The sequence below is a fragment of the Burkholderia sp. GbtcB21 genome (assembly GCF_019091065.1).
Lineage (GTDB): Bacteria > Pseudomonadota > Gammaproteobacteria > Burkholderiales > Burkholderiaceae > Burkholderia > Burkholderia pyrrocinia_C.
Window position 1 is genome coordinate 16,949 of record NZ_JAGXKA010000015.1, and the last position, 23,426, is coordinate 40,374.

The window sequence follows — 23,426 nt, forward strand, 5'->3', positions numbered from 1 at the left end:
CCGTGCACTCAGCCCTTCAGCCAGGCCTCCCGGGCCTTCGATGCCGCGGCCGGCTTCGCGGCCGACGTCAGCCGGTAGCGCGTGATCTCCGGACCGTCGAGCTTCAGTTTCGCGGTACGCAGCTCGTCGCGGCGAAACGCGTGAACCTCGACCTTGTCGCCCGGCCGGTAGCGTGCGAGCAGCGCGTCAAGGTTGGTACCCGTGACGCGCAACCCGTCGACCGCGATCAGCGTGTCGCCGGCCGACAGCCCCGCGCGATGCGCGGCGCCGCCTTCATAGACAGCCGCGAACGTGCAGTCCGCACCGCCGCGCAGGCGCGCGCCGATCGTCGGCTTCGCGGCCGCGCCGCTCGCGACATCGGGCGCGAGCGTGACGCCGAACGGCGCAAGCAGTTCGCCAAGCGGCAGGTCGCGCGTGCCGTGCACGGCGTCGGCGAACAGGCGCCCCAGCGCGACGCCCGTCGCCTCTTCGATCAGCGTCTCGACTTCGTCTTCCTCGACGCCCGCCTGCTTGCCGCGATAGAAATCGCGCCCGTAGCGTTGCCACAGCAGGCGCATCACGTCGTCGAGCGATTTCCGGTTGCGCGTCTGCGCGCGGATCGCGAGATCGAACGCGAGCGCGACGAGCGAACCCTTCGTGTAGTAGCTGACGATCGCGTTGGTTGCGTTCTCGTCCTGGCGGTAGTACTTGATCCACGCGTCGAACGAGCTTTCCGCGACGCTCTGCTTGAGCCGGCCCGTGCCGCGCAGCACGCCGCCGACCGTACGGCCGAGTGCCGCGAAATATTCGTCCTGCGACATCAGCCCGCTGCGCACCAGCATCAGGTCGTCGTAATACGACGTGAAGCCTTCGAACAGCCACAGCAGCGACGTGTAGTTCTCGCGGGTCAGGTCGTACGGCACGAACGCCGCCGGCTTGATGCGCTTCACGTTCCACGTATGGAAGTACTCGTGGCTGCAGAGGCCGAGATACGTGCGGTAGCCTTCGGTCGTCTCGGGACGCCCCTTCACCGGCAGGTCGGTGCGGTTGCAGATCAGCGCGGTCGATGCGCGATGCTCGAGGCCGCCGTAGCCGTCGCTGACCGCGAGCGTCATGAACACGTAGCGGTCCATCGGCACCTTCTTCGATTTCGGCTCGAACAGCGCGATCTGCGCTTCGCACACGCGCTTCAGGTCGGTCCGCAGCCGCTCCAGGTCGAGCTGCGTCACGCGCCCCGCGACCACGATGTCGTGCGGCACGCCATGCGCGTCGAACGTCGCGAGCGCGAATTCGCCGATCGTCACCGGATGGTCGGAAAGCTCGTCGTAGTTCGCTGCACGATACGCGCCGAAACCGTAGCGCTTCGTGCCGCGCGCCTCGGGCAGCGCGGTGCCGACGCGCCACGCGCGGAATGCCGCGCCGGCCGGCTTCGCGATGTCGACTTCGCACGGCGCGTCCTCGCGGCCGGCGACGCTCAGGAACACGGCCGTCGCGTTGAAGAAGCCGCCCGATTCGTCGAGATACGCGGAGCGCACCGACAGGTCCCACGCATACACGTCGTAGCGCAGCGTCAGCGCACCGGTCACGGGTGCGGCCTGCCACGTGTGCTTGTCGGTCTTCGCGATCCGCACCTTGCGACCCGCGGCGTTGAACGCGCCGAGCGTCACGATGTTGCGCGCGAACTCGCGCACGAGGTAGCTGCCCGGAATCCACACCGGCAGCGAGAAGCGCTGGCCTTCGGGATCGGGATCGGCGACCGTCACCGACACTTCGAACAGGTGCGCGGCAAGATCTTTCGGGACAATCGAATAGCGGATCGGCTGGGTCATCGTGGCAATCGGTCGAATACGGCGGCGAAAACGAAGAGAGGCGCCGGCAGATCATGCGGGCGCCCCTCGCTGGCCGGGCCATGCGGCCCGGCGTGTCGGTCGGTTACTTGCTCGAGGCGAGCGCCTGGTTGAGCTGGTCGGCCGATACCGCGCCCGGCAGGCGGCGGCCGTCCGGCAGGAAGATCGTCGGCGTGCCCGTGACGTTCATCCCGCGGCCAAGCGCGAGGTTCTTGTCGAGCGCGCTGGTATCGCAGGTACCGGCGCCGGACGGCGCACGGTGGTCGAGCATCCAGCCCTCCCACGTCTTCGCGCGGTCGGTCGCGCACCAGATCGCCTTCGACTTCGCGGTCGAATCCGGCGACAGCACCGGGTACAGGAACGTGTAGACGGTAACGTTGTCGACCGACTGCAGCGTCGTCTCGAGCTTCTTGCAGTACGGGCAGTTCGGATCGGAGAACACCGCGATCTTGCGTGCGCCGTTGCCCTTGACGACCTTGATCGCATTCGCGAACGGCAGGCTCGCGAAGTCGATCTTGTTGACTTCGGACAGGCGCGCGTCGGTCAGGTTCTTGTGCGTCTTGGTGTCGACGAGATCGCCGAGCAGCACGTAGTCGCCGGCCGCGTCGCTATAGATGATCTGCGAGCCAAGGTTCACTTCGTAAAGGCCCGCGACCGGCGATTTCGACACGCTCTTGATCGGCGCGTCGTTGCCGAGACGGGCCTGCAGCGTGGCCTTCAGCTTGTCGGTGGTCTGGTCGGCCTGCGCGGTGCAGCCCAGCGTCGCCATCGTGACGGCCAGCGCCAGCGACGCGATGCGGATCGTTTTTTTCATCGAAATCTTCCTTCAGCTCAATCGGTATGCACGGCACAGTGTACGCCGTAACGGAACCGAGTCCGACCGGCGAAGCGGCCGAAGGTTCGATCAGCCGAGCGCGGCCGACACGAGCCAGCGCTTCACGAGCGGCTGCGCCCCGACGAATGCCATGCCCGCGTTGCGCACGGCCTTCGCGAGCGAGCCCGGCACCGCGAACAGCCGCTGCAGGCCGTCGGTCGCGACCATCAGCGCGCGGATGTCCTCGCGGCGCGAACGCTCGTAGCGGCGCAGCAGCACCGTATCGCCCAGATTGCGGAAGCTTTCCTTGCCGGCGATCGCGTCGGCGAGCGCCGCGACGTCGCGCAGCCCGAGGTTCATCCCCTGCCCCGCGAGCGGGTGGATCAGGTGCGCGGCATCGCCGACGAGCGCGACGCGCGGTGCGATCAGCTTGTCGACCGTCTGCAGCGCCAGCGGGAAGCCGGCGGCCGGCGTCACGCATTCGAGTGTGCCGACCTGGCCGTGCGACACGCGCTCGACCTCGGCCGCGAGCTGCGCCGGATCGAGTGCGAGCAGTTCGTCCGCATGCGCGGTGTGCGCGGACCATACCAGCGACACGTGGCCGTCCGGCAACGGCAGCAGCGCGACGATCTCGCCTTCGTGGAACCACTGGTAAGCCGTCTCGCGGTGCGGCAGCGACGCCTTGAAGTTCGCAACGACGCCCGTCTGCCGGTAGTCGCGCCGTTCTACTTTGGCCCCCATTTGGGACCGTACCCACGAATGCGCGCCGTCCGCGCCGACGACGAGGTCGGCTTCGAGCACCTGCCCCGACGACAGCGTGAGCACGGCCGCATCGTCGCGCACGTCGAAGCCCTGCGCACGCGCATCGAACCACGTGAGGTTCGGCTGGAACCGCAGCGCGGCATCGAGCGACGTCTCGACCAGCGACGATTCGGCGATCCACGCGAGCTGCGGCACGGAGGCCTGGTACGCGGAGAAATGCAGTTCGGCGTGCGCATCGCCGTACACACGCATGTCGTAAACAGGCGCGAGCCGGCCGTGGTCGAGCGCCTGCCAGACCCGCAGCCGCTCGAGCAAGGCCTGCGAACTGGACGATAGCGCGTACACGCGCGTGTCGAACGCGAGATCGGCGGGGCGCGGCGCGGCCGGCTGGGCAAGCAAGGCTGTCTTGTAGCCGGACTGGGTCAGCGCGAGCGCGGCCGTCTTGCCGACGAGCCCGCCGCCGACCACGGCGACGTCGAAGGAGTGGTGGGCAGTCATGGCGGGCATTATAGCCGTGGGGCCAAACCCTTACGCGGCCGGACTTTGCGGGAAATCAGCAGAATCGCAGGTGGACGCGGCGGCGCGGCGGCCCGCCGCATCGGCCGATCGGCGCCAGCCCGGAAACCGGGGCGTCGGCACGGTACAATAGCGCCTTTGACCGTCGGCTCGACGCGCCCCAAGCGCCGGCCGCCCTTTTTCCCGCGCCGCCGTGCCCTGTCCGGCCGCGCCGCTTTACCCGTTCGAAGGATTCCATGAGCCTCAAATGCGGCATCGTCGGCTTGCCCAACGTCGGCAAGTCCACCCTGTTCAATGCGCTGACCAAGGCCGGCATCGCCGCCGAGAACTACCCGTTCTGCACGATCGAGCCGAACGTCGGCATCGTCGAAGTGCCCGATACGCGCCTGAAGGCGCTCGCGGAGATCATCAACCCCGAGCGTGTCGTGCCGGCCGTCGTCGAATTCGTCGACATCGCCGGCCTCGTCGCGGGCGCGAGCAAGGGTGAAGGCCTCGGCAACCAGTTCCTCGCGAACATCCGCGAAACCGATGCGATCACGCACGTCGTGCGCTGCTTCGAGGACGAGAACGTCATTCACGTCGCCGGCAAGGTCAGCCCGATCGACGACATCGAGGTGATCAACACCGAACTCGCGCTCGCCGACCTCGGCACCGTCGAGAAGGCGCTCACGCGCTATTCGAAGGCCGCGAAGTCGGGCAACGACAAGGAAGCGGCCAAGCTCGTCGCAGTGCTCGACAAGGTGCGCGCGCAGCTCGACCAGGGCAAGGCCGTGCGCGGCCTCGCGCTGTCGGACGACGAAGAGGCGCTGCTCAAGCCGTTCTGCCTGATCACCGCGAAGCCGGCGATGTATGTGGCCAACGTGAAGGACGACGGTTTCGAGAACAATCCGCACCTCGATGCGGTGCGCAAGTACGCGGAGAGCGAGAATGCGCCGGTGGTCGCCGTGTGCGCGGCGATCGAGGCGGAAATCGCCGATCTCGACGACGCGGACAAGGAAGCATTCCTCGCCGACATGGGCATGGAAGAGCCGGGCCTCGATCGCGTGATCCGCGCGGGCTTCAAGCTGCTCGGCCTGCAGACCTACTTCACCGCGGGCGTGAAGGAAGTGCGCGCGTGGACGATCCATACCGGCGACACGGCGCCGCAGGCGGCCGGCGTGATCCACACCGACTTCGAGCGCGGCTTCATCCGCGCGCAGACGATCGCGTTCGACGATTTCATCACGTACAAGGGTGAACAGGGCGCGAAGGAAGCCGGCAAGATGCGCGCGGAAGGGAAGGAATATGTCGTGCACGATGGCGACGTGATGAACTTCCTGTTCAACGTCTGAGCGTTAAATCGAGGTCTCAATGAAAAGCCCGCTGCAGCGGGCTTTTTCTTTTCCGGACGAGCCGCCCATCGCGTCATTGCATCGTACGACTCGACACATGCTCGAGACGATTACGCGGATGGTATCTCGACCAGACGAACTGACTGAAATAGCTCTCCGCCACTTCCGTCCACGTTCTAAGCCCGCCGTCTTCCTGCATCACGTGCTTGGCATTGACCAGCAACCATGACATCACGGCCTGGCTGTCGCGACACTTGGCACATTCTCCCGATGTGCAACAGCGCGCCAGCGTATGCATGTCTGCACGATACGCGTTGAATTTCGGCAACGCGGGCCACCCCGACGCGAAACGTGTGGCGTTCTGCGGATGAGCTTCGCTGACGCTCGGGCAACTGGTATGGTCGAATGTTCCCCAAGTGGTCTCCCCGCGCATGAGTGCAGCCAGATAGTAGGGATGGCTCGCCACTGTTTCCGGATATTTCGCCTTCAATTCGAGCAACACATCCAGGAGCCGCTCCTCACCACGTCGGCGAAGCGGCCCGGCAACATCGTATGGACTGTAGTAATTGAACAGCAGGCGATTTCCGTTATCTCGGATCTTGCGCACCGTTTCTTCGATATAAGCAATTCCGTCGATCGACACGGCGTAGACGAAACCTGCCCGCTCGTCGTTGCGATAATTCAGCAACGCCTTGTCGAACAAGCCCGTGAAACGCTTCCCATTCGGACCAATCGCGCGCAGTTCGTCATCGAGCGGCCCGCCACCGAATACAGAGACCGCGATGGTGATATCTTCGAAGCCCTCGAAAGGGATTCGTCGGAGGCCGTTTGTCGAAACGGACACCTTCGGCATGTGCTTCCGGAATATTCTTATCCGGTCGAGATACAACGCGGGCTCGCCGCCTATCAGCAATGGCGCGTTGATTCCGCGCTCGGCCTCATCCTTCACGCGCGCCTCGATATGCGACGTATCGTTTAACTCATCCGATGCGACGTCGAATTCGTTTTCGAAGAACCAGCACCCCTTGCATCGCAAGTTACATTGATTCGTGAGATGGTAAAGCGATGCGCGTGTCTCCTTCGCCTCGTTTCTGACTGCCTTGAAACGCGCCTTCATGCCGGTTGAATTGTCCATCCTGGTCTCCTGATACGAGGACGCAAGCGCGCCTGAGCGTCAACTCCACAATCCTCTGGTGAGTTCCGGCCACAGCGACGAGTGCTGGCGGCGGAACATGCCGACGTGACCGATTGCTCGGCCATCGCAGTTTTCCGGGCTGACGAAATGGAGGGTGCTTCTGGCTTGCGGCAACCATCGGAGCCAGTCTTCGATATTGGCCGGCGTTGCGAGCGGGTCGTCGACCGCGGCGACTACCGTGACGGGAGCGGAGAATTCGTTGTAGTAGTGGCGCGCAATGCCGACCCCGAACTCGTTCGCCATATACCCGGGGCGGCGACACCATCGAGCCCACTGAAGCCCGACGCGTGCAGGCAAATCGTCGCCCCAACCGAGCACCCTGGCAGGCACATAGCCGAGCAGATGCGCGGTAACCGGGACGTAGAGATTCGCCAGCAACAACGCGGCAATTCGCTTCGGCCACCGGATGTTGCCGACGTATCCGGACGACGCGGAAATTGCACATAGCGAACGGATCGACGCGTGATTCGGCATCAGTCCGGCCAGTTGCGCTCCGGCGCTATGGCCGATTAGATGCGCATTGCTCGCACCGGTTTCCCCAAGGAGCCACGCGAGCGCAGCGGGCATGTCAAGTTGGCCCCAGTCCTGCTTCCGCGCGCGCGACTGGCGTACATGGCGCACACCGAGCGATGCGCCAATTCCGCGGTAATCGAATACGAACGTCGGATATCCTGCATCGCGCAGCCAATCCGCGAACGGAAAGTAAAAGGACTGCCGAAGCCCCGTTGCGGGACAGATGAGCACCGGGAAACAGGTTGCGCAGGCAGCAGGGAAATAAGTGCCGTGCAACGGGAATCCGTCGCCGGCTCGAAATGCAATGCGCACGCGGGACATCGGCTGCCCGTTCATCGTTCAGGTCCCGGCGCAATGATCCAGCAAAGACGCGATCCGTAATCGAGAATGAACGAACCATCTCGCTTCCAGATTCGGCTGGGTAACAAAGGATTCCAAATCGATTCGCCCATCGATTCACCCCGGTTATCGAAGTGATCAATGTATTAAGTTGTTGCCGCCGGCGAAATCAGACAAGTTCGATTTTTTGACCACAAATTTCAATGCCGTAAGTTGTTGCCGAACAACCCGTGTCGATACCGGGAACGGCATCCGCTTGCCCCGAAAAGCAAATGGCCCGACCGGCTTTCGCCGACCAGGCCATTTTTCATGGCGGGAATTTCCCCGCCAGCCGACGGCGAACACTCAGTCCGCCGCCGCTTCGTCACTCCATCACGTCGCCGACACCCGCCGCCCCGCATCCGCCTGCGCGTCGCGGCCGCGCTTGTTCAGCCACGACGCCAACAGCACGATCAACGCCAGCACGGCCGTCGCACCGACTTCCATCCGGTGCGCCTCGCTGACGAACATCACGGTCAGCGTGCCGCAGATGAACAGGATCACGGCCCACGTAAGCCACGGGAACATCCACATCCGCAGCGTCAGGTCGGCGCCGCTCGATTCGAGCGTCTTGCGCATCCGCAGCTGCGAGATCGCGATCACGAGATACACGAGCAGCGCGATCGCGCCCGACGTCGCGAGCAGGAAGCCGAACACCTGCTCCGGCATCAGGTAGTTCGCGATCACGGTCACGAAGCCGAATGCCGTCGACGCGAGCACGGCCGCACGCGGCGTGCCGGTCGAATCGGTGCGGTGCAGGAACGCAGGCGCGTCCTTGCGCTTCGACAGCGAGAACAGCATCCGCGACGCCGTGTACAGCGCCGAATTCAGGCAGCTCGCGACCGATACGAGCACGATCACGTCGATGATCGCCTTCGCGTTCGGGATGCCGATCAGCTCCATCGCGCGCTGATACGAGCCGTGCTTCGGCAGCAGCGGGTCGTTCCACGGCACGATGGCCGCGACGACGAGAATCGAGCCGAGATAGAACAGCGTGATGCGCCAGATCACCGAGTTCGTCGCGCGCACGATCTGGCGCTGCGGGTTGTCCGATTCGGCGGCCGCGATCGTCACGATCTCGGTGCCGAGGAACGAGAACATCGTCGTCAGCATCGCCGCCAGCACCGCACCGGCGCCGTTCGGCATGAAGCCCTGATGCGCGAACAGGTTCGACACGCCCGATACGGCCGGCGCCGGTATGATCCCGACGATCGCCGCGCCGCCGATGCACAGGAACACGACGATCGCGACGACCTTGATCAGCGCGAACCAGAATTCGAATTCGCCGTAGTTCTTGACGGAAAAGAGGTTGGTGACGGTGAGCAGCAGCGTGATGCCGAGCGCGAAGATCCAGGTCGCGATGCCCGGGAACCATGCATTGAGGATGGTTGCCGCAGCCGTTGCCTCGATCGGGATCACGAGCACCCAGAACCACCAGTACAGCCAGCCGATCGAGAAGCCGGCCCAGTGGCCGATCGCGCGATCGGCATAGGTCGAGAACGACCCGCTGTCCGGATGCGCGACGGCCATCTCGCCGAGCATGCGCATCACCAGGACGACCAGCACGCCCGCGATCGCATACGCGAGTATCGACGCCGGACCGGCTTCCGCTATCGCGTGGCCGGAGCCGACGAACAAACCCGCGCCGATGACGCCGGCAATCGACATCATCGTCACGTGACGCTGCTTCAGGCCCGTGCCGAGGCCTGTGTTGCTTCCACTCATCTGTCTCTCTCCAAAAAACGGTTCCGGTACGACCGGGTGTCGCGTGAAGGCGGCGCGGGGAGTTGTCGTTCTTGAGCCGGGCCAGGCACGGCGCCTGCATTGCATGCAGGCCCGAGGCCGGATCGGGGACCGTTCCGGTGGGACGCGCCGCGCAGTCTGCGAAGCTGCGTGGGCGATGCGGCGCACGAGGCGCCGGCGCATCGCGTGCGCCCGTTCCGTCGGCTTTCGTCAGCCGCCTTCGAAGCGAAGGAGTGTAAGCATCAAACGGTTCTTCACTAAGAACCAATTGAAGAATTTCGATGGGACCACTTGTTGCATCGATGCGAACCGATGCAACGCTTGGTCCGGTCGGCGCCGGCTCGCGCACCGTCAGGGCGCTTCCGCCAAAGGCAATCCGGCAGCGTCGCGCGCCGGATGCTCAGTTCCCGCCGCGCGCGACTTCGTCCCGCCATTTGGCAGGCACGATCGCGTGCCATTCTCGCAGAAGCAGGTTTTTCACGGCGTCGGGATGCGCGGCCGACAGGCGCACCATCACGATCGGCCAGCCCGCGTAGTGATCGGTCACGTAATACACGTCGGGTTCCGATTCGATCAGCCACGCGCGTTCGTCGGGGCCGACGCCCTTGACGACGAGCGTGTCGCCGTCCTCGCGCAGCCGCGCGAGCAGCTTGCCCTTCACCTTGAGTGCGGGCGTGCCGTACGACGTGCCTTCCTCGACGCCGCGCCACGCCAGCGCGATCTGCCGGACTTCGTCGAATGTCACGATGCCTCCTCGACCGTTGGTCGACGGTTGACGGTCCGGCCACCCTATCGGAAATCGCGCGGCGCGCCCAGCGATGTGCGCCTATCCGCCGGTCGCTCGCGCGGCCACCGGCGCGCGTCCGGTGGTCGCGACGATGGCGAACGCGATCGCATTCGCGACGGCGCTCGCGAGGATCGGCACGAGATAGCCGCCCCCCGCGTCATAGATGAAGCCGGCAGCGGCCGGCCCGATCAGCGTGCCGAACGCGACGCTCGTGTACAGGATGCCGATGATCGCGCTCACGTTGCGGCCGCCGAAATAGTCCATCACGACCGCCGGCAGCACCGCGACCCAGCCGCCATAGAACACGCCGAACACGAGTGCGAACGCGGCAAGCGTCGCAACGGTGCCGGCGCCCGCCCACGCGACGAGCGCAACGGTCATGCCCGCGAACATCGCGAGCAGCGATGCGCGGCGGCCGAAGCGGTCGGCGAGGCCGCCGAGGAAAAAGCGGCCGGCCGTACTGCCGACGCCGATCGCGCCGAGCAGCAGCACGGCCGTCGATGGCGCGACGCCATGATCAAGCGCGTACGGCACGAGGTGGACGAACGGGACGAATACGCCGAACGAGCATACGAGACAGGCGGCGTAGAGACTCGCGAACGGCCGCGACGTGACGGCCTCGCGCACAGTCGCGCCAGCGTGCACCGTCGTGGCGGCCGCGCCGGCTCCGGAAGCACCGGCATTCCGGCCGCCGTCGCTGGCCGCATCGCCATCCGGCAACAACCCGCGCCCGCGCGGATCGTTCTCGATCAGCAGCGACATGCCTGCCCCCAGGACCACCGCGATCGCTGCCAGCGTGAAATACGCGCCGCGCCAGCCGACATGCGCGATCAGCACGGACGCGAGCGGCGGCATCACGAGCGTGCCGACGCCGATCCCCGCGACCGCGAGCCCCGACGCGAAGCCGCGCCGGCGGACGAACCAGCGCTGCACGGCCCCGACCGCCGGCACGTACGCGCAGCCGACGCCGAGACCGACGCCAAGCCCATACGCGACATAAACCTGCAGCAGCGTGTGCGCGGCGCCGGCGGCCGCGAGCCCGGCGCCCGTCAGCAGCATGCCGGCGACGGCGAGCCGCCGCGAGCCGAAGCGATCCGCAAGCGGCCCGCTGACGATACCGAAGCCGAAATACAGGAAGCCGGCGAGCGAGAACACGAGCGAGATCTGCCCGCGCGATGCGGCGAAATCGCGCTGCAGCGACTCGACGAACGCGCTGAACGTATACGCGCTGCCGAACCCGACGAACGTGACGGCGAACGCGGCCGCGACCACGTACCAGCCGTAGAAGAGGCGCGATGCGCCCGGGCGGTTCATGACGATGCTCCTCTCAGGTCCCTCCGGACGCCGCGCGGCATCCGGATTGCCTCATGGATATAGTTGAACTATGTTGATCGCATCGGCTGCCGCAAGGCAGCCCTGAAGAATGCGATCCGATGCGACAACGGTACTCGCGCGTACGCATCGCCTCAAACGATATTTCGTCGGCCTTTCGCTTTAGAAAATCTGAATGAATCGTTCCCGCCTGCCGCCGCTCAACGCGCTGCGTGCATTCGAAGCGGCCGCCCGCCACCTGTCGGTGAAGTCGGCGGCCGAAGAACTGTCAGTCACGCCCGGCGCGGTGAGCCAGATGATCCGCACGCTCGAAACGCATCTCGGCGTGCAGCTGTTCGAGCGCGTCAACCGCGGCATCCTGTTGACGGCAGCCGGCCGCGACTACCTGCCGCCGGTGCGCAATGCGTTCCGGCAGATCGCCGATGCGTCGCAGCGCGTGTCTGGCGCCGCCGACAGCGGCGTGTTGACGGTGAGCGTCACGCCGTTCTTCGCGTCCGCGTGGCTCGTGCCGCGCCTCGCGCAGTTCCGGCACGCGTGCCCGGACGTCGACCTGCAGATCGTCACGAGCCATGCACTCGCGGATTTCGCGCGCGACGGCGTCGACGTCGCGATCCGTCACGGCCTCGGGCGCTACATCGGGCTGTGCAGCGAACGCCTGCTGACGGTGGAAATCGTCGCGCTCGCGTCGCCCGAACTCGTCGCGCGGCTCGGCATGCCGGCGACACCGGCCGATCTCGTCGGCTGGCCGCACCTGCACGATGCCGAGCGCAAGGGCTGGCACATCTGGTTCGGCGCACAGCGTATCGACGATTTCGGCCCGCCCCGCGGCCCCGCGTTCGACGACTCGGGCCTGTTGCTGCAGGCGATCGTCGCCGGCCAGGGCGCCGGGCTGCTGCCGGCCGCGATGGTGCGCGGCGAGCTCGAAAGCGGCCGGCTCGTGCAGCTCGCCGACGTCGCGTGGCTCGACGATTTCGCGTACTACCTCGTCTATCCGCCGCATCACGCGGAACGGCCGAAGATCGCCGCGTTCCGCCGTTGGATTCTCGACGCCGCGCAGGCCGACGGCGCGGCGTCGATGTCCGGCGCGGCTTGACGTCGCTTCACCGCGAGGCGCCAGCGCCCCCCCCTGGCCGATCGGCTAACATGCGGCGCGGGCCATCGGCCCGACATCGATAACAACAGACCGAGAGAGACCATGACTGCCCTGCTCCGCCGCGCGACGCACGTTGCGACGCTGTCGATCGCGCTCTTCGTCGCGTGCGCCGCCCTGCCTCCTTCCGCGCAGGCGTACCGCGCACCGCCCGGCTACGGCAACGAAGCCGATCTCGACCGTCACGACACGTATCGCAACCGCGACGGCGAAACCGTGCACGCGCCCGCACATTCGAAATCGGGCCGCGTGCCCGACGGCGCAAGCGCGCGCTGCCGCGACGGCACGTACAGCTTCAGCCGCCACCGGCGCGGCACGTGCTCGGGGCACGGCGGCGTCGCCGCGTGGCTGTGAACGCCGCGCGCCCGAATGCCTGCGTCGTGCCAGCGACACCCGGCGGCGAAGTACAATAGCCGCTCGCGCCGCCGCCACTCGGCGACGCCGCCGCGCCTTGCGCGGCACGCTCCGTACCGAATCACCCGACGCCGCCCTGCCAGCGCGCTGCGCGGCCGTCTCAACTTCTGACTTTCACACCCAAATGGCCCAATACGTTTTCACGATGAACCGGGTCGGCAAGATCGTGCCGCCCAAGCGCCAGATCCTGAAGGACATCTCGCTGTCGTTCTTTCCGGGCGCGAAGATCGGCGTGCTCGGCCTGAACGGCTCGGGCAAGTCGACGCTGATCCGCATCATGGCGGGCGTCGACAAGGACATCGAAGGCGAAGCGACGCCGATGCCGAACCTGAACATCGGCTATCTGCCGCAGGAACCGCAGCTCGACCCGACGAAGACGGTGCGCGAAGCCGTCGAGGAAGGCCTCGGCGACCTGTTCCAGGCCAACAAGAAGCTCGAAGAGATCTACGCGGCGTATGCCGAGCCGGACGCCGACTTCGACGCGCTCGCGGCCGAACAGGCGAAGTACGAGGCGATCCTCGCGTCGAGCGATGGCGGCAGCCCCGAGCAGCAGCTCGAAGTGGCCGCCGACGCGCTGCGCCTGCCGGCGTGGGACGCGAAGATCGAGCACCTGTCGGGCGGCGAAAAGCGCCGCGTCGCACTGTGCAAGCTGCTGCTCGAAAAGCCCGACATGCTGCTGCTCGACGAACCGACCAACCACCTCGACGCCGAATCGGTCGACTGGCTCGAACAGTTCCTGGTGCGCTTCCCGGGCACCGTCGTCGCCGTCACGCACGATCGCTACTTCCTCGACAACGCGGCCGAGTGGATTCTCGAACTCGACCGCGGCCACGGCATTCCGTGGAAGGGCAACTACAGCAGCTGGCTCGACCAGAAGGAAGAGCGCCTGAAGCAGGAAGAAGCGTCGGAGTCGGCGCGCCAGAAGGCGATCAAGAAGGAACTGGAGTGGGTGCGCCAGAACCCGAAGGGCCGCCAGGCGAAGTCGAAGGCGCGTATCGCGCGCTTCGAGGAGCTGAACAGCCAGGAATACCAGAAGCGCAACGAGACGCAGGAAATCTTCATTCCGGTCGGCGACCGCCTCGGCAATGAAGTGATCGAGTTCAAGAACGTCAGCAAGGCGTTCGGCGACCGCCTGCTGATCGACAACCTGAACCTGAAGATCCCGGCCGGCGCGATCGTCGGCATCATCGGCCCGAACGGCGCCGGCAAGTCGACGCTGTTCCGGATGCTGACGGGCAAGGAGCAGCCGGATTCGGGCGAGGTCGTGATGGGCCCGACGGTGAAGCTCGCGTACGTCGACCAGAGCCGCGATGCGCTCGACGGCTCGAAGACGGTGTTCGAGGAAATCTCGGGCGGCGCCGACGTGCTGACGGTGGGCAAGTACGAGACGCCGTCGCGCGCGTACATCGGCCGCTTCAACTTCAAGGGCGGCGACCAGCAGAAGATCGTCGGCAACCTGTCCGGCGGCGAACGCGGCCGCCTGCACCTCGCGAAGACGCTGATCTCGGGCGGCAACGTGCTGCTGCTCGACGAACCGTCGAACGACCTCGACGTCGAAACGCTGCGCGCGCTGGAAGACGCACTGCTCGAATTCGCGGGCTCGGTGATGGTGATCTCGCACGATCGCTGGTTCCTCGACCGGATCGCGACGCACATCCTCGCGTTCGAAGGCGATTCGCAGGTCACGTTCTTCGACGGCAACTACCAGGAGTACGAAGCCGACAAGCGCGCGCGCCTCGGCGAGGAAGCCGCGAAGCCGCACCGACTGCGCTACAAGCCGATCACCCGCTGAGCGGCGCGGCCCGGGCGCCCGGCACTGCGGCAACGTGGGGCCGGATGCCGAAGGTGGCCGCTTCCTTCCGGATCGGCAAAACGACAAAGCGGGCCCGTGGCCCGCTTTTTTCATCTGACGATCGCTCGCCCGCCGCCTACGCGAGCGCGCCCAGTTCGCGCAGCCGCGCCTCAGTCTGCGCCGCGCTCGTGTGATGAATGCCGTGCCAGCCGAGCGCCGTTGCGGCCGCGGCGTTCTTCGCGTTGTCGTCGATGAACACGAGCTCGCGCGGCGCGATGCCCGGCAGGTGCGGATCGATTCTCGCGTGCATCTCGCGGTAGATCGCCGGATCGGGTTTCACGAGCTTCACGCGGCCCGACACGACGATGTCCCTGAACCGCCGCAGGACCGGGAAGTTGTCCCACGCATACGGAAACGTCTGCGCGGACCAGTTCGTCAGCCCGAACAGCGGCATCCCCTGCGCGTCGAGCCGCTCGACGAGCGCGGCGCCTTCGTCGAGCACGCCGCCGATCATCTCGTGCCAGCGTGCGTAGAACGCGCGGATCGGCACCTCGTGCTCCGGAAACTTCGCGACGAGCTCGGCCGTACCTTCCTCGATCGTCTGCCCGCCGTCCTGGCGAATCACCCAGTCCATCGCGCAGACATGCGTGAGGAACCAGCGACGCTCGGCCTCGTCGGGAATCAGTTGCCGGTAAAGGTAGTCGGGGCTCCAGTCGATCAGCACGCCGCCGAAATCGAACACCACCGCCTTGATCGTCATGCGAACTCCGCGGCGAGCACGTCGGCGAGCGGACGCGGCGTGACCGCGTTGCCCGACAGCGAATTGTTTGCCCAGACGAAGTGATGATGCGCGACGATCTGCGCGGCCGACAGGTGCGCACGCTCGTTCGTCGTATGCAGGTCGGACACGACGGTCGTCCGGTAGCCGAGCAGTGCCGCACGGCGCGCGGCCGAATCGACGCAGAACTCGGTCGCATAGCCGCAGATCAGCACCGAACGGATGCCGTGGCGGTCGAGCTGCGCCGCGAGCGGCGTGTCGTGAAACGAGTCGCTCACCTGCTTGCGCACGCGCCAGTCGTCGCTCCCGACGACCAGCCCCGCATGCAGCTCCCAGCCCGGCGTGCCGGGCACGATGTCGTCGTCTGCGTCGCCGTCGTGCTGCACGAAGCACACGGGCGCGTTCGCCGCGCGTGCCGCCGCCGTCAACCGGTTGATGCCCGACACCACGTCGTCGAGCCGGTACGCGGGCTGCGCCCGCTCCACCAGTCCGCGCTGCATGTCGACCACGATCACTGCGGTGTCCGCCATATTTTGCCCTCGCTGTTGTGGTTCGGCCGTCGTCCGGCCGTTATCGCACGTCGCGTCAGATCGGCTGCGTGCGCGCGTCGAGCCATGCCTTCGCGTCGCCGCTCAGGTGCCGGCCGACGCGCTCGCGCACCGTCGCGTGATACGTGTTCAGCCACGCGCGCTCTTCGTCGTGCAGCATCTCGATCAGCACGCAGCGCGTGTCGATCGGGCACAGCGTCAGCGTCTCGAACGCGAGGAAATCGCCGAACTCGGTCTTCCCGGCCGCGCGGTTCACGACCAGGTTCTCGATCCGGATGCCCCACTGGCCGGGGCGGTACACGCCCGGCTCGATCGACGTGATCATCCCCTCTTCCATCGCCGTGTACGGCTCGGCCGGCGCGTAGTGCGAGATGACCTGCGGGCCCTCGTGCACGTTCAGGAAATAGCCGACGCCATGCCCCGTGCCGTGGCCGTAGTCGAGCCCGGCCGCCCACATCGGCGCGCGCGCGATCGCGTCGAGCATCGGCGAGCGGATGCCGCGCGGGAAGCGTGCGCGCGACAGCGCCATCATCGATTTCAGCACGATCGTGAAATCGCGCCGCTGCAGGTCGCTGACGGTGCCGACCGGCACGACGCGCGTGATGTCGGTCGTGCCAGTCACGTACTGGCCGCCCGAATCGATCAGCAACAGGCCGTCGCCGGCGATCGTCGCGTGCGACTCGGGCGTGGCGTGGTAATGCGGCATCGCGCCGTTCGCGTTGAAGCCGGCGATCGTCGCGAAGCTCGGCGACACATAGCCGGGGCGCCGTGCGCGCGCGGCCGTGAGCTTCTCCTCGATCGTCAGTTCGGTGATAGTCTCGCGGTTCACGGCCTGCTCGAACCAGGCAAAGAATTCCGCGAGCGCGGCGCCGTCGTGCTCCATCGTCACGCGCACGTGCTCGATCTCGGCGGACGTCTTGCGCGACTTCGCGAACGTCGACGGATTCACGGCCTCGACGAGCTTCACGCCGGCCGGCACGGCCTCGAGCGTGCCGAACGTCACGCGGCGCGGGTCGACCAGCAGCGTCGCGCCGTCGGGCAGCGCCGCGAGCGATGCGCGTGCGGCATCGTATGCACGGACGTCGACGCCGTCCTGCGCGAGCGACGCGGCCAGCGCCGGCGACACCTTGCCGTCGGCGACGAACAGCGTCGCGCGATCGGCACCGATCATTGCGTGCGCAACGAATACGGGATTGAAGTTGACGTCGGCGCCGCGCAGGTTGAACAACCAGGCCAGATCGTCGAGCGTCGACACGAAATGCCACTGCGCGCCCTGCGCGTGCATCGCGCGGCGCACTTCGGCCAGCTTGCTCGCGCGCGTCGTGTCCGCCTGCGGCGCCGCGTGCTCGAACACCGCGTCGCCGGGTAGCCCCGGCCGCTCGGGCCAGATCGCGTCGAGCAGGTCGAGATCGGTGCGCAGCGCGATGCCGCGCGCGCTCAGCGCGGCCGTCAGCCCGCGCGCGGCCGCGACGCCGAGCACGGCGCCGTCGACGCCGACCGTCGCGCCCGCTGCCACGTTCTGCGCGAGCCAGTCGACGTGCGGCGCGCTCTGCTGCCCGCCCGTCATCTTCATCAACTGCACGCCCGTGCCGGCCAGTTCGGCATCGGCCTGCACCCAGTAGCGGCTGTCGACCCACAGCCCCGCGAAATCCGCGGTCACGACCAGCGTGCCGACCGAGCCCGTGAAGCCGGACAGCCAGCGGCGGGCCTGCCAGCGCTCGGGCAGGTATTCGGACAGATGGGGATCGGCGGACGGCACGAGATAGGCGGCCAGGTCCTCGCGGGCCATGGCGCCGCGCAGCAGCGCAAGGCGGGCCGGCACCGACGAGACTTCGGGAAGACGGGCATTCATGATTTCACCTGAGAGCATTCAGCGACGGGCCGACAGCGCGACCGTCACGGCTACGGCAAGGAACGCGACGCCGGTGCAGACCGGCCATTCGAGCGTCTCGCCATCGTAAAACAGTCCCGAGAGATTGCCGGCCATGCGGGCGGCAGCCGCACCCACGATGCCGACGAGTACCGCGATCCACCACGCCGGCCGGCCCGTGCGCCGCATCGGGTGCAGCCATCGGCCGAACAGCCCGACGGCCGCTCCCAGGACAAGGATTCCAAACCAGTTCATTCGACGCCTTCTATAAATTCAGATTCGTCCCATAGGCGTGAACGTTGCCAGCGGCTAGCATCGATTCATCCATCGAACCCGAGACCAGCCGGGCGCCGCGAACGTTCGAGTGTAGGGGCCGACTCGACGTTATGGCAAGCGCGCACCGGCTGCCGTATTGAAGAAACTCTCATGCGAATCGCTCTGATCGATCCGGAGGCGCGTCATGCCGCGCTCCTGAACCGCCTGCTCTTTGCAGGCGGTCATGTGTGCCACGCGTTTTCGTCCAGCACGGCGTTCTTCGAATGGCTCGCCACCGACACCTGCGACATGCTGATCACCGGCAACTGGGCCGGCGACCAGCCTGCCGAGGAAGTCATACCGCGCGCGCAGGCGATCCTGCCCGGGCTGCCGGCCATCGCCGTGATGCAGTTGCCGCGCGAAAGCGAAATCGTATCGTGCCTGCACGCGGGCGCCGACGATTGCCTCGTGCGCCCCGTCAGCGGACCCGAACTGCTCGCGCGCGTCAACGCGCTGAGCCGGCGCGCCGGCGTGCGCCGGCCGCCGACCCGCTCGCGCGAAATGTATGGCGAATACGCATTCGACGCCACGCATTGCCTTGTGCGCTTCGGCAACGCAATCGTTTCACTCACGCCCAAGGAGTTCCGCTTCGCGCAGTTGCTGTTCGCGAACCTGTCGCGGCCCGTATCGCGCGCCCATATCCTCGAAACGGTGTGGGCCCGCCGCCGCGACATGAAGTCGCGCACGCTCGATACGCATGCGTCCCGGCTGCGCAGCAAGTTGCAGCTGCTTCCGGAGCACGGCTACCGCCTGTTGCCGCTCTACGGCTATGGCTACCAGCTCGAACGCGTGCCGATCGAGCCCCCAAATTCCCGGCCGTGCCACACCGATGCCCGGTATGCGGCGAGTGAGGAAATCGCTGAAACGCTATAATATGGGGCTAAACGATAGCCCTCGATATGCAACTCCTCACGATCGGAATCAATCACCACACTGCGCCTGTCGCCCTGCGCGAACGCGTGGCGTTTCCGCTCGAGCAGATCAAGCCGGCTCTCGTCACGTTCAAGAACGTGTTTCTCGGGCCCCAGGCGCCCAACACGCCCGAAGCGGCGATCCTCTCCACCTGCAACCGCACCGAACTGTATTGCGCGACCGACGATCGCGCAGCACGTGAAGGCGCGCTCCGCTGGCTGTCGGAGTATCACCGGATTCCCGTCGACGAGCTCGCCCCGCATGTTTACGCGCTACCGCAGTCGGAAGCGGTCCGCCATGCATTCCGCGTCGCATCCGGCCTCGATTCGATGGTGCTTGGCGAAACGCAGATTCTGGGCCAGATGAAGGACGCCGTGCGCACCGCGACGGAAGCCGGCGCGCTCGGCACCTATCTGAACCAGCTGTTCCAGCGCACATTCGCGGTGGCGAAGGAAGTGCGCGGCACGACCGAGATCGGCACGCAGTCGGTGTCGATGGCCGCCGCCGCGGTTCGCCTCGCACAGCGGATCTTCGAAAAGGTGTCGGATCAGCGCGTGCTGTTCATCGGCGCCGGCGAGATGATCGAGCTGTGCGCGACGCACTTCGCCGCGCAAGGCCCGCGCGAGCTCGTCGTCGCGAACCGCACGGCCGAACGCGGCCAGCGGCTCGCCGAACGCTTCAACGGCCGCGCGATGCCGCTGTCGGATCTGCCGGCCCGCATGCAGGAATTCGACATCATCGTGTCGTGCACGGCGTCGACGCTGCCGATCATCGGCCTCGGCGCGGTCGAGCGTGCGGTGAAAGCACGCCGCCACCGGCCGATCTTCATGGTCGACCTCGCGGTGCCGCGCGACATCGAGCCCGAGGTCGGCAAGCTGAAGGACGTGTTCCTCTACACCGTCGACGATCTCGGCGCGATCGTGCGCGAAGGCAACGCATCGCGCCAGGCGGCGGTCGCGCAGGCTGAATCGATCATCGAGACGCGTGTGCAGAATTTCATGCAATGGCTCGACACGCGCAGCGTCGTGCCGGTGATTCGTCACATGCATACGCAGGCCGACGCGCTGCGCCGTGCCGAAGTCGACAAGGCACAGAAGCTGCTCGCACGCGGCGACGATCCGGCCGCCGTGCTTGAAGCGCTGTCGCAGGCGCTGACCAACAAGCTGATCCACGGCCCGACGAGCGCGCTCAACCGCGTGAACGGCGCCGATCGCGATTCGCTGATCGACCTGATGCGTGGCTTCTACCAGCACGCGCCGCGGTCGAACGACCAGTCCGGCCACTAGCGCCGGCCGGTTGCCCTGCCGCCGGCCGCGAGCCGGCCTATCCTTTCCGAATACCCTTGCCCGGGAGCGCCGCTCCACACCATGAAGACGAGCATGCAACGCAAGCTCGACCAGCTGTCCACACGGCTGGCCGAACTGAACGACCTGCTGAGCCGCGAAAACGTCACGGCCGATCTCGACCAGTACCGCAAGCTGACGCGCGAACATGCGGAACTCGGCCCGGTCGTCGAGCAGTACGCGCTGTGGCGCCAGTCGCGCAGCGACGAAACGGCCGCGCAGGAACTGCTCGCCGATCCGTCGATGCGCGATTTCGCCGAGGACGAGATCCGCAGCGCGCGAGAAAGCATGGCCCGCCTCGAGGTCGAGCTGCAGAAAATGCTGTTGCCGAAGGATCCGAACGACGATCGCAACATCTTCCTCGAAATCCGCGCGGGCACGGGCGGCGACGAATCGGCGCTGTTCGCGGGCGACCTGCTGCGCATGTACCTGCGCTTCGCGGAACGCCATCGCTGGCAGGTCGAGATGATGTCGGAGAGCGCGTCGGATCTCGGCGGCTACAAGGAAGTGATCGTGCGGATCGCGGGCCAGGGCGCGTATTCGCGCCTGAAGTTCGAATCGGGCGGCCATCGCGTGCAGCGCGTGCCGGCGACCGAGACGCAGGGGCGCATCCATACGTCCGCGTGCACGGTCGCGGTGATGCCGGAAGCCGACGAGATCGGCGAGATCGAGATCAATCCGGCCGACCTGCGGATCGATACGTTCCGTGCGTCCGGCGCGGGCGGCCAGCACATCAACAAGACCGATTCGGCGGTGCGCGTCACGCACATCCCGACCGGCATCGTCGTCGAGTGCCAGGACGACCGTTCGCAGCACAAGAACAAGGATCGCGCGCTGAAGGTGCTCGCCGCGCGCATCAAGGACAAGCAGTATCACGAGCAGCACGCGAAGGAAGCGGCGACGCGCAAGAGCCTGATCGGCTCCGGCGACCGCTCGGAGCGGATCCGCACGTACAACTTCCCGCAGGGCCGGATGACCGACCACCGGATCAACCTGACGCTGTACCGGCTCGAGGCGATCATGGACGGCGATCTCGACGAACTGATCGGCGTGCTCGTCAGCGAGCACCAGGCCGAACTGCTCGCGTCGCTCGGCGACGCCGACTGAGGCCGCGATGCCCGACACCACCGCCGACGAACTGTTGCGCGCGTCGCCGCTCGACGCGGTCGATGCGCGCGTGCTGCTCGCGCACGCGCTCGGCTGGACCCGCACGCAACTGATCACGCGTGGCGACACGCCGCTCGACGCTGCCGCGGTCGAACGCTATCGCGCGCTCGAAGCGCGCCGCGTGGCCGGCGAGCCGGTCGCGCAGCTCGTCGGGATGCGCGAATTCTTCGGCCGGCCGTTCGACGTGACGCCCGACGTGCTGATCCCGCGCCCCGAAACCGAACTGCTCGTCGAAGCCGCGCTCGACGCGATCGACGGGCTGCCGCATCCGGCCGTGCTCGATCTCGGCACCGGCAGCGGCGCGATCGCCGTATCGATCGCGGCCGAGCGTCCCGATGCACGCGTGTGGGCGCTCGACCGTTCGCCGGCCGCGCTCGCAGTCGCGCAATGCAACGCCGGCAAGCTGCTGGACGCGCACCGCCCCGGCGGCCCGCTGCACTGGCTGCAGAGCGACTGGTACGCGGCGCTCGATCCGGCGCTCGCATTCGACACGATCGTCAGCAACCCGCCGTACATCGCGCAGCACGATCCGCACCTCGCGCAGGGCGATCTGCGTTTCGAGCCGCGCGGCGCGCTTACCGACGACGCCGACGGCCTCAGCGCGATCCGCACGATCGTCGCGGGCGCCGGCGCCTACCTGAAACCGGGCGGCACGCTGTGGATCGAGCACGGCTACGACCAGGCCGAAGCCGTCCGCGCAGTGCTGTCGTCGCACGGCTTCGTCGCAGTCGAATCGCTCGCCGATCTGGCTGCGATCGAACGCACGACCGGCGGCCGCCTGCCGGGCTGATGCCCGGCCCGCCCGGTTGAAATCCGCTATCATTTCGATCTAACGCCCCGCAAACGCAAGGTCAGTCATGGACACCCAACAACGTATCAAGCAAATCGTCGACGAAAACCAGGTCGTGCTCTTCATGAAGGGCAACGCGCAATTCCCGATGTGCGGCTTCTCGGGCCGCGCGGTGCAGGTGCTGAAGGCCTGCGGCGTCGACCAGTTCAAGACGGTCAACGTGCTCGAGGACGACGAAATCCGCCAGGGCATCAAGGAATTCTCGAACTGGCCGACCATCCCGCAGCTCTACGTGAAGGGCGAATTCGTCGGCGGCTCGGACATCATGATGGAGATGTACCAGTCGGGCGAGCTGCAGCAACTGTTCGCAGCCGCTTAATACGCCCGACCTGCCCCACCCTTTCGATGGCATCTCCCAGCGCGCCGCCACGCCGGCTGATCGTCGCGATCACCGGCGCCACCGGCGCGATCTACGGCGTGCGGCTGCTCGACCTGCTGCGCGCCGCCGGCGGCGTCGAAACGCATCTGCTGATTTCGAACGCCGGCTGGCTCAACATCCAGCATGAACTGAAGCTGCCGAAGGCCGATGTCGAAAGCCGTGCGGACGTCGTGCATTCGGTGCGCGACGTCGGCGCGACGATCGCGTCGGGCTCGTTCGCGACCGACGGGATGGTGATCGCGCCATGCTCGATGAAGACGCTCGCGAGCGTTGCGCACGGGCTGTCCGACAACCTGATCACGCGCGCGGCCGACGTCACGCTGAAGGAACGCCGCCGTCTCGTGCTGATGGTGCGCGAAACGCCGTTCAACCTCGCGCATCTGCGCAACATGACCGCCGTCACCGAAATGGGCGGCATCGTGTTTCCGCCGTTGCCCGCGTTCTATGCGATGCCGAAGACGATCGAGGAACTCGTCGACCAGACCGTCACCCGCGTGCTCGACCTGTTCGCGCTCAGCGCACCGCTGACGACACCGTGGGCCGGCATCCGGCACGCGCAGTAAGCCGATCGCCACACCCGCTTCTTCGCGCATCTTCACCGATTCAATCGGCAATTCATTCGATTTCACGCGTACTGACGTCTACCCACACCAGAACGCATTGCATCGCGACGATTATCAACAAACAAGCATCAATCAAATTCTCTGGCGC

At 66.6% G+C, this 23,426-nt stretch carries 22 protein-coding genes; 10 read left to right on the top strand and 12 right to left on the bottom strand.

Annotated elements, in window-relative coordinates; translation table 11 throughout:
• Positions 1-8: 8 nt before the first annotated feature.
• From KVT39_RS27865 to KVT39_RS27875, 3 genes are all read right to left on the bottom strand, one after another.
• Positions 9-1,808 carry a M61 family metallopeptidase gene (locus KVT39_RS27865; protein WP_217590686.1) on the bottom strand — a complete coding sequence of 600 codons (1,800 nt, stop codon included), beginning with the start codon at positions 1,806-1,808 and terminating at the stop codon, positions 9-11.
• A gap of 103 nt (positions 1,809-1,911) precedes the next feature.
• Complete coding sequence (locus KVT39_RS27870; RefSeq protein WP_217590687.1) at positions 1,912-2,640, bottom strand: DsbC family protein; 729 nt, start codon at positions 2,638-2,640, stop codon at positions 1,912-1,914.
• A 90-nt stretch (positions 2,641-2,730) separates the two neighbouring features.
• Entirely contained in the window at positions 2,731-3,909 is a 1,179-nt protein-coding gene (locus KVT39_RS27875) for a UbiH/UbiF family hydroxylase (RefSeq protein ID WP_217590688.1), read from the bottom strand.
• 245 nt (positions 3,910-4,154) lie between these two features.
• Here KVT39_RS27875 and ychF point away from each other — a divergent pair, with 245 nt between their 5' ends.
• Complete coding sequence (gene ychF / locus KVT39_RS27880) at positions 4,155-5,249, top strand: redox-regulated ATPase YchF (protein WP_034183720.1); 1,095 nt, start codon at positions 4,155-4,157, stop codon at positions 5,247-5,249.
• A 73-nt stretch (positions 5,250-5,322) separates the two neighbouring features.
• On the opposite strand, the gene KVT39_RS27885 is transcribed toward ychF, so the two are convergent.
• The 5 genes from KVT39_RS27885 to KVT39_RS27905 form a co-directional block, all read right to left on the bottom strand.
• Positions 5,323-6,384 (bottom strand): radical SAM protein, encoded by a 1,062-nt coding sequence (locus KVT39_RS27885; RefSeq protein ID WP_217590689.1) that lies wholly within the window; start codon positions 6,382-6,384, stop codon positions 5,323-5,325.
• A 39-nt stretch (positions 6,385-6,423) separates the two neighbouring features.
• On the bottom strand, positions 6,424-7,293 hold the full coding sequence (locus KVT39_RS27890; RefSeq protein ID WP_175750186.1) for an alpha/beta fold hydrolase: 870 nt from the start codon (positions 7,291-7,293) through the stop codon (positions 6,424-6,426).
• Between the two features lie 375 nt (positions 7,294-7,668).
• Entirely contained in the window at positions 7,669-9,060 is a 1,392-nt protein-coding gene (gabP, locus tag KVT39_RS27895; RefSeq protein WP_105392250.1) for a GABA permease, read from the bottom strand.
• A gap of 418 nt (positions 9,061-9,478) precedes the next feature.
• Positions 9,479-9,823 (bottom strand): MmcQ/YjbR family DNA-binding protein, encoded by a 345-nt coding sequence (locus KVT39_RS27900; RefSeq protein WP_217590690.1) that lies wholly within the window; start codon positions 9,821-9,823, stop codon positions 9,479-9,481.
• Positions 9,824-9,904: 81 nt separating this feature from the next.
• Positions 9,905-11,179: an MFS transporter gene (locus tag KVT39_RS27905; protein ID WP_217590691.1), complete on the bottom strand. Its 1,275-nt coding sequence runs from the start codon at positions 11,177-11,179 to the stop codon at positions 9,905-9,907.
• A gap of 193 nt (positions 11,180-11,372) precedes the next feature.
• Between KVT39_RS27905 and gcvA the strand changes: the two genes are divergently transcribed.
• The 3 genes from gcvA to ettA all read left to right on the top strand — a co-directional run bounded on the left by gcvA (position 11,373) and on the right by ettA (position 14,553).
• Entirely contained in the window at positions 11,373-12,290 is a 918-nt protein-coding gene (gene gcvA / locus KVT39_RS27910) for a transcriptional regulator GcvA (protein WP_034183715.1), read from the top strand.
• 102 nt (positions 12,291-12,392) lie between these two features.
• Positions 12,393-12,701, top strand: coding sequence for a DUF3761 domain-containing protein (locus KVT39_RS27915; RefSeq protein ID WP_217590692.1), 309 nt, complete (start codon positions 12,393-12,395; stop codon positions 12,699-12,701).
• Between the two features lie 184 nt (positions 12,702-12,885).
• Positions 12,886-14,553 (top strand): energy-dependent translational throttle protein EttA, encoded by a 1,668-nt coding sequence (gene ettA / locus KVT39_RS27920; RefSeq protein ID WP_034183713.1) that lies wholly within the window; start codon positions 12,886-12,888, stop codon positions 14,551-14,553.
• Between the two features lie 136 nt (positions 14,554-14,689).
• Here ettA and KVT39_RS27925 read toward each other — a convergent pair whose 3' ends face one another.
• From KVT39_RS27925 to KVT39_RS27940, 4 genes are read right to left on the bottom strand one after another with little or no spacing between them, the layout of a single operon-like run.
• Positions 14,690-15,313, bottom strand: a complete 624-nt coding sequence (locus KVT39_RS27925) for an HAD-IA family hydrolase (RefSeq protein WP_217590693.1) — start codon at positions 15,311-15,313, stop codon at positions 14,690-14,692.
• Positions 15,310-15,861 carry a cysteine hydrolase family protein gene (locus KVT39_RS27930; protein ID WP_072443018.1) on the bottom strand — a complete coding sequence of 184 codons (552 nt, stop codon included), beginning with the start codon at positions 15,859-15,861 and terminating at the stop codon, positions 15,310-15,312. The genes KVT39_RS27925 and KVT39_RS27930 overlap by 4 nt, the downstream gene beginning before the upstream one ends.
• Before the next feature lie 55 nt (positions 15,862-15,916).
• The gene (locus KVT39_RS27935; RefSeq protein WP_175750190.1) at positions 15,917-17,731 is read right to left on the bottom strand and encodes an aminopeptidase P family protein; all 1,815 of its coding nucleotides are present in this window, start codon (positions 17,729-17,731) and stop codon (positions 15,917-15,919) included.
• Positions 17,732-17,749: 18 nt separating this feature from the next.
• Positions 17,750-18,004, bottom strand: coding sequence for a hypothetical protein (locus KVT39_RS27940; RefSeq protein WP_034183709.1), 255 nt, complete (start codon positions 18,002-18,004; stop codon positions 17,750-17,752).
• Positions 18,005-18,175: 171 nt separating this feature from the next.
• Here KVT39_RS27940 and KVT39_RS27945 point away from each other — a divergent pair, with 171 nt between their 5' ends.
• The 6 genes from KVT39_RS27945 (at position 18,176) to KVT39_RS27970 (ending at position 23,278) form a co-directional block, all read left to right on the top strand.
• A complete protein-coding gene (locus KVT39_RS27945; protein WP_034183708.1) occupies positions 18,176-18,937 on the top strand; it encodes a response regulator transcription factor in 762 nt (253 codons plus the stop codon).
• A gap of 26 nt (positions 18,938-18,963) precedes the next feature.
• A complete protein-coding gene (gene hemA / locus KVT39_RS27950) occupies positions 18,964-20,262 on the top strand; it encodes a glutamyl-tRNA reductase (RefSeq protein WP_034183707.1) in 1,299 nt (432 codons plus the stop codon).
• Between the two features lie 81 nt (positions 20,263-20,343).
• Positions 20,344-21,426 carry a peptide chain release factor 1 gene (gene prfA / locus KVT39_RS27955; protein ID WP_105392244.1) on the top strand — a complete coding sequence of 361 codons (1,083 nt, stop codon included), beginning with the start codon at positions 20,344-20,346 and terminating at the stop codon, positions 21,424-21,426.
• A 7-nt stretch (positions 21,427-21,433) separates the two neighbouring features.
• The gene (gene prmC, locus KVT39_RS27960; RefSeq protein ID WP_034183705.1) at positions 21,434-22,276 is read left to right on the top strand and encodes a peptide chain release factor N(5)-glutamine methyltransferase; all 843 of its coding nucleotides are present in this window, start codon (positions 21,434-21,436) and stop codon (positions 22,274-22,276) included.
• A gap of 67 nt (positions 22,277-22,343) precedes the next feature.
• Entirely contained in the window at positions 22,344-22,655 is a 312-nt protein-coding gene (gene grxD, locus KVT39_RS27965; protein ID WP_006753626.1) for a Grx4 family monothiol glutaredoxin, read from the top strand.
• A gap of 26 nt (positions 22,656-22,681) precedes the next feature.
• A complete protein-coding gene (locus KVT39_RS27970) occupies positions 22,682-23,278 on the top strand; it encodes a UbiX family flavin prenyltransferase (protein WP_034183704.1) in 597 nt (198 codons plus the stop codon).
• Positions 23,279-23,426 lie beyond the last annotated feature (148 nt).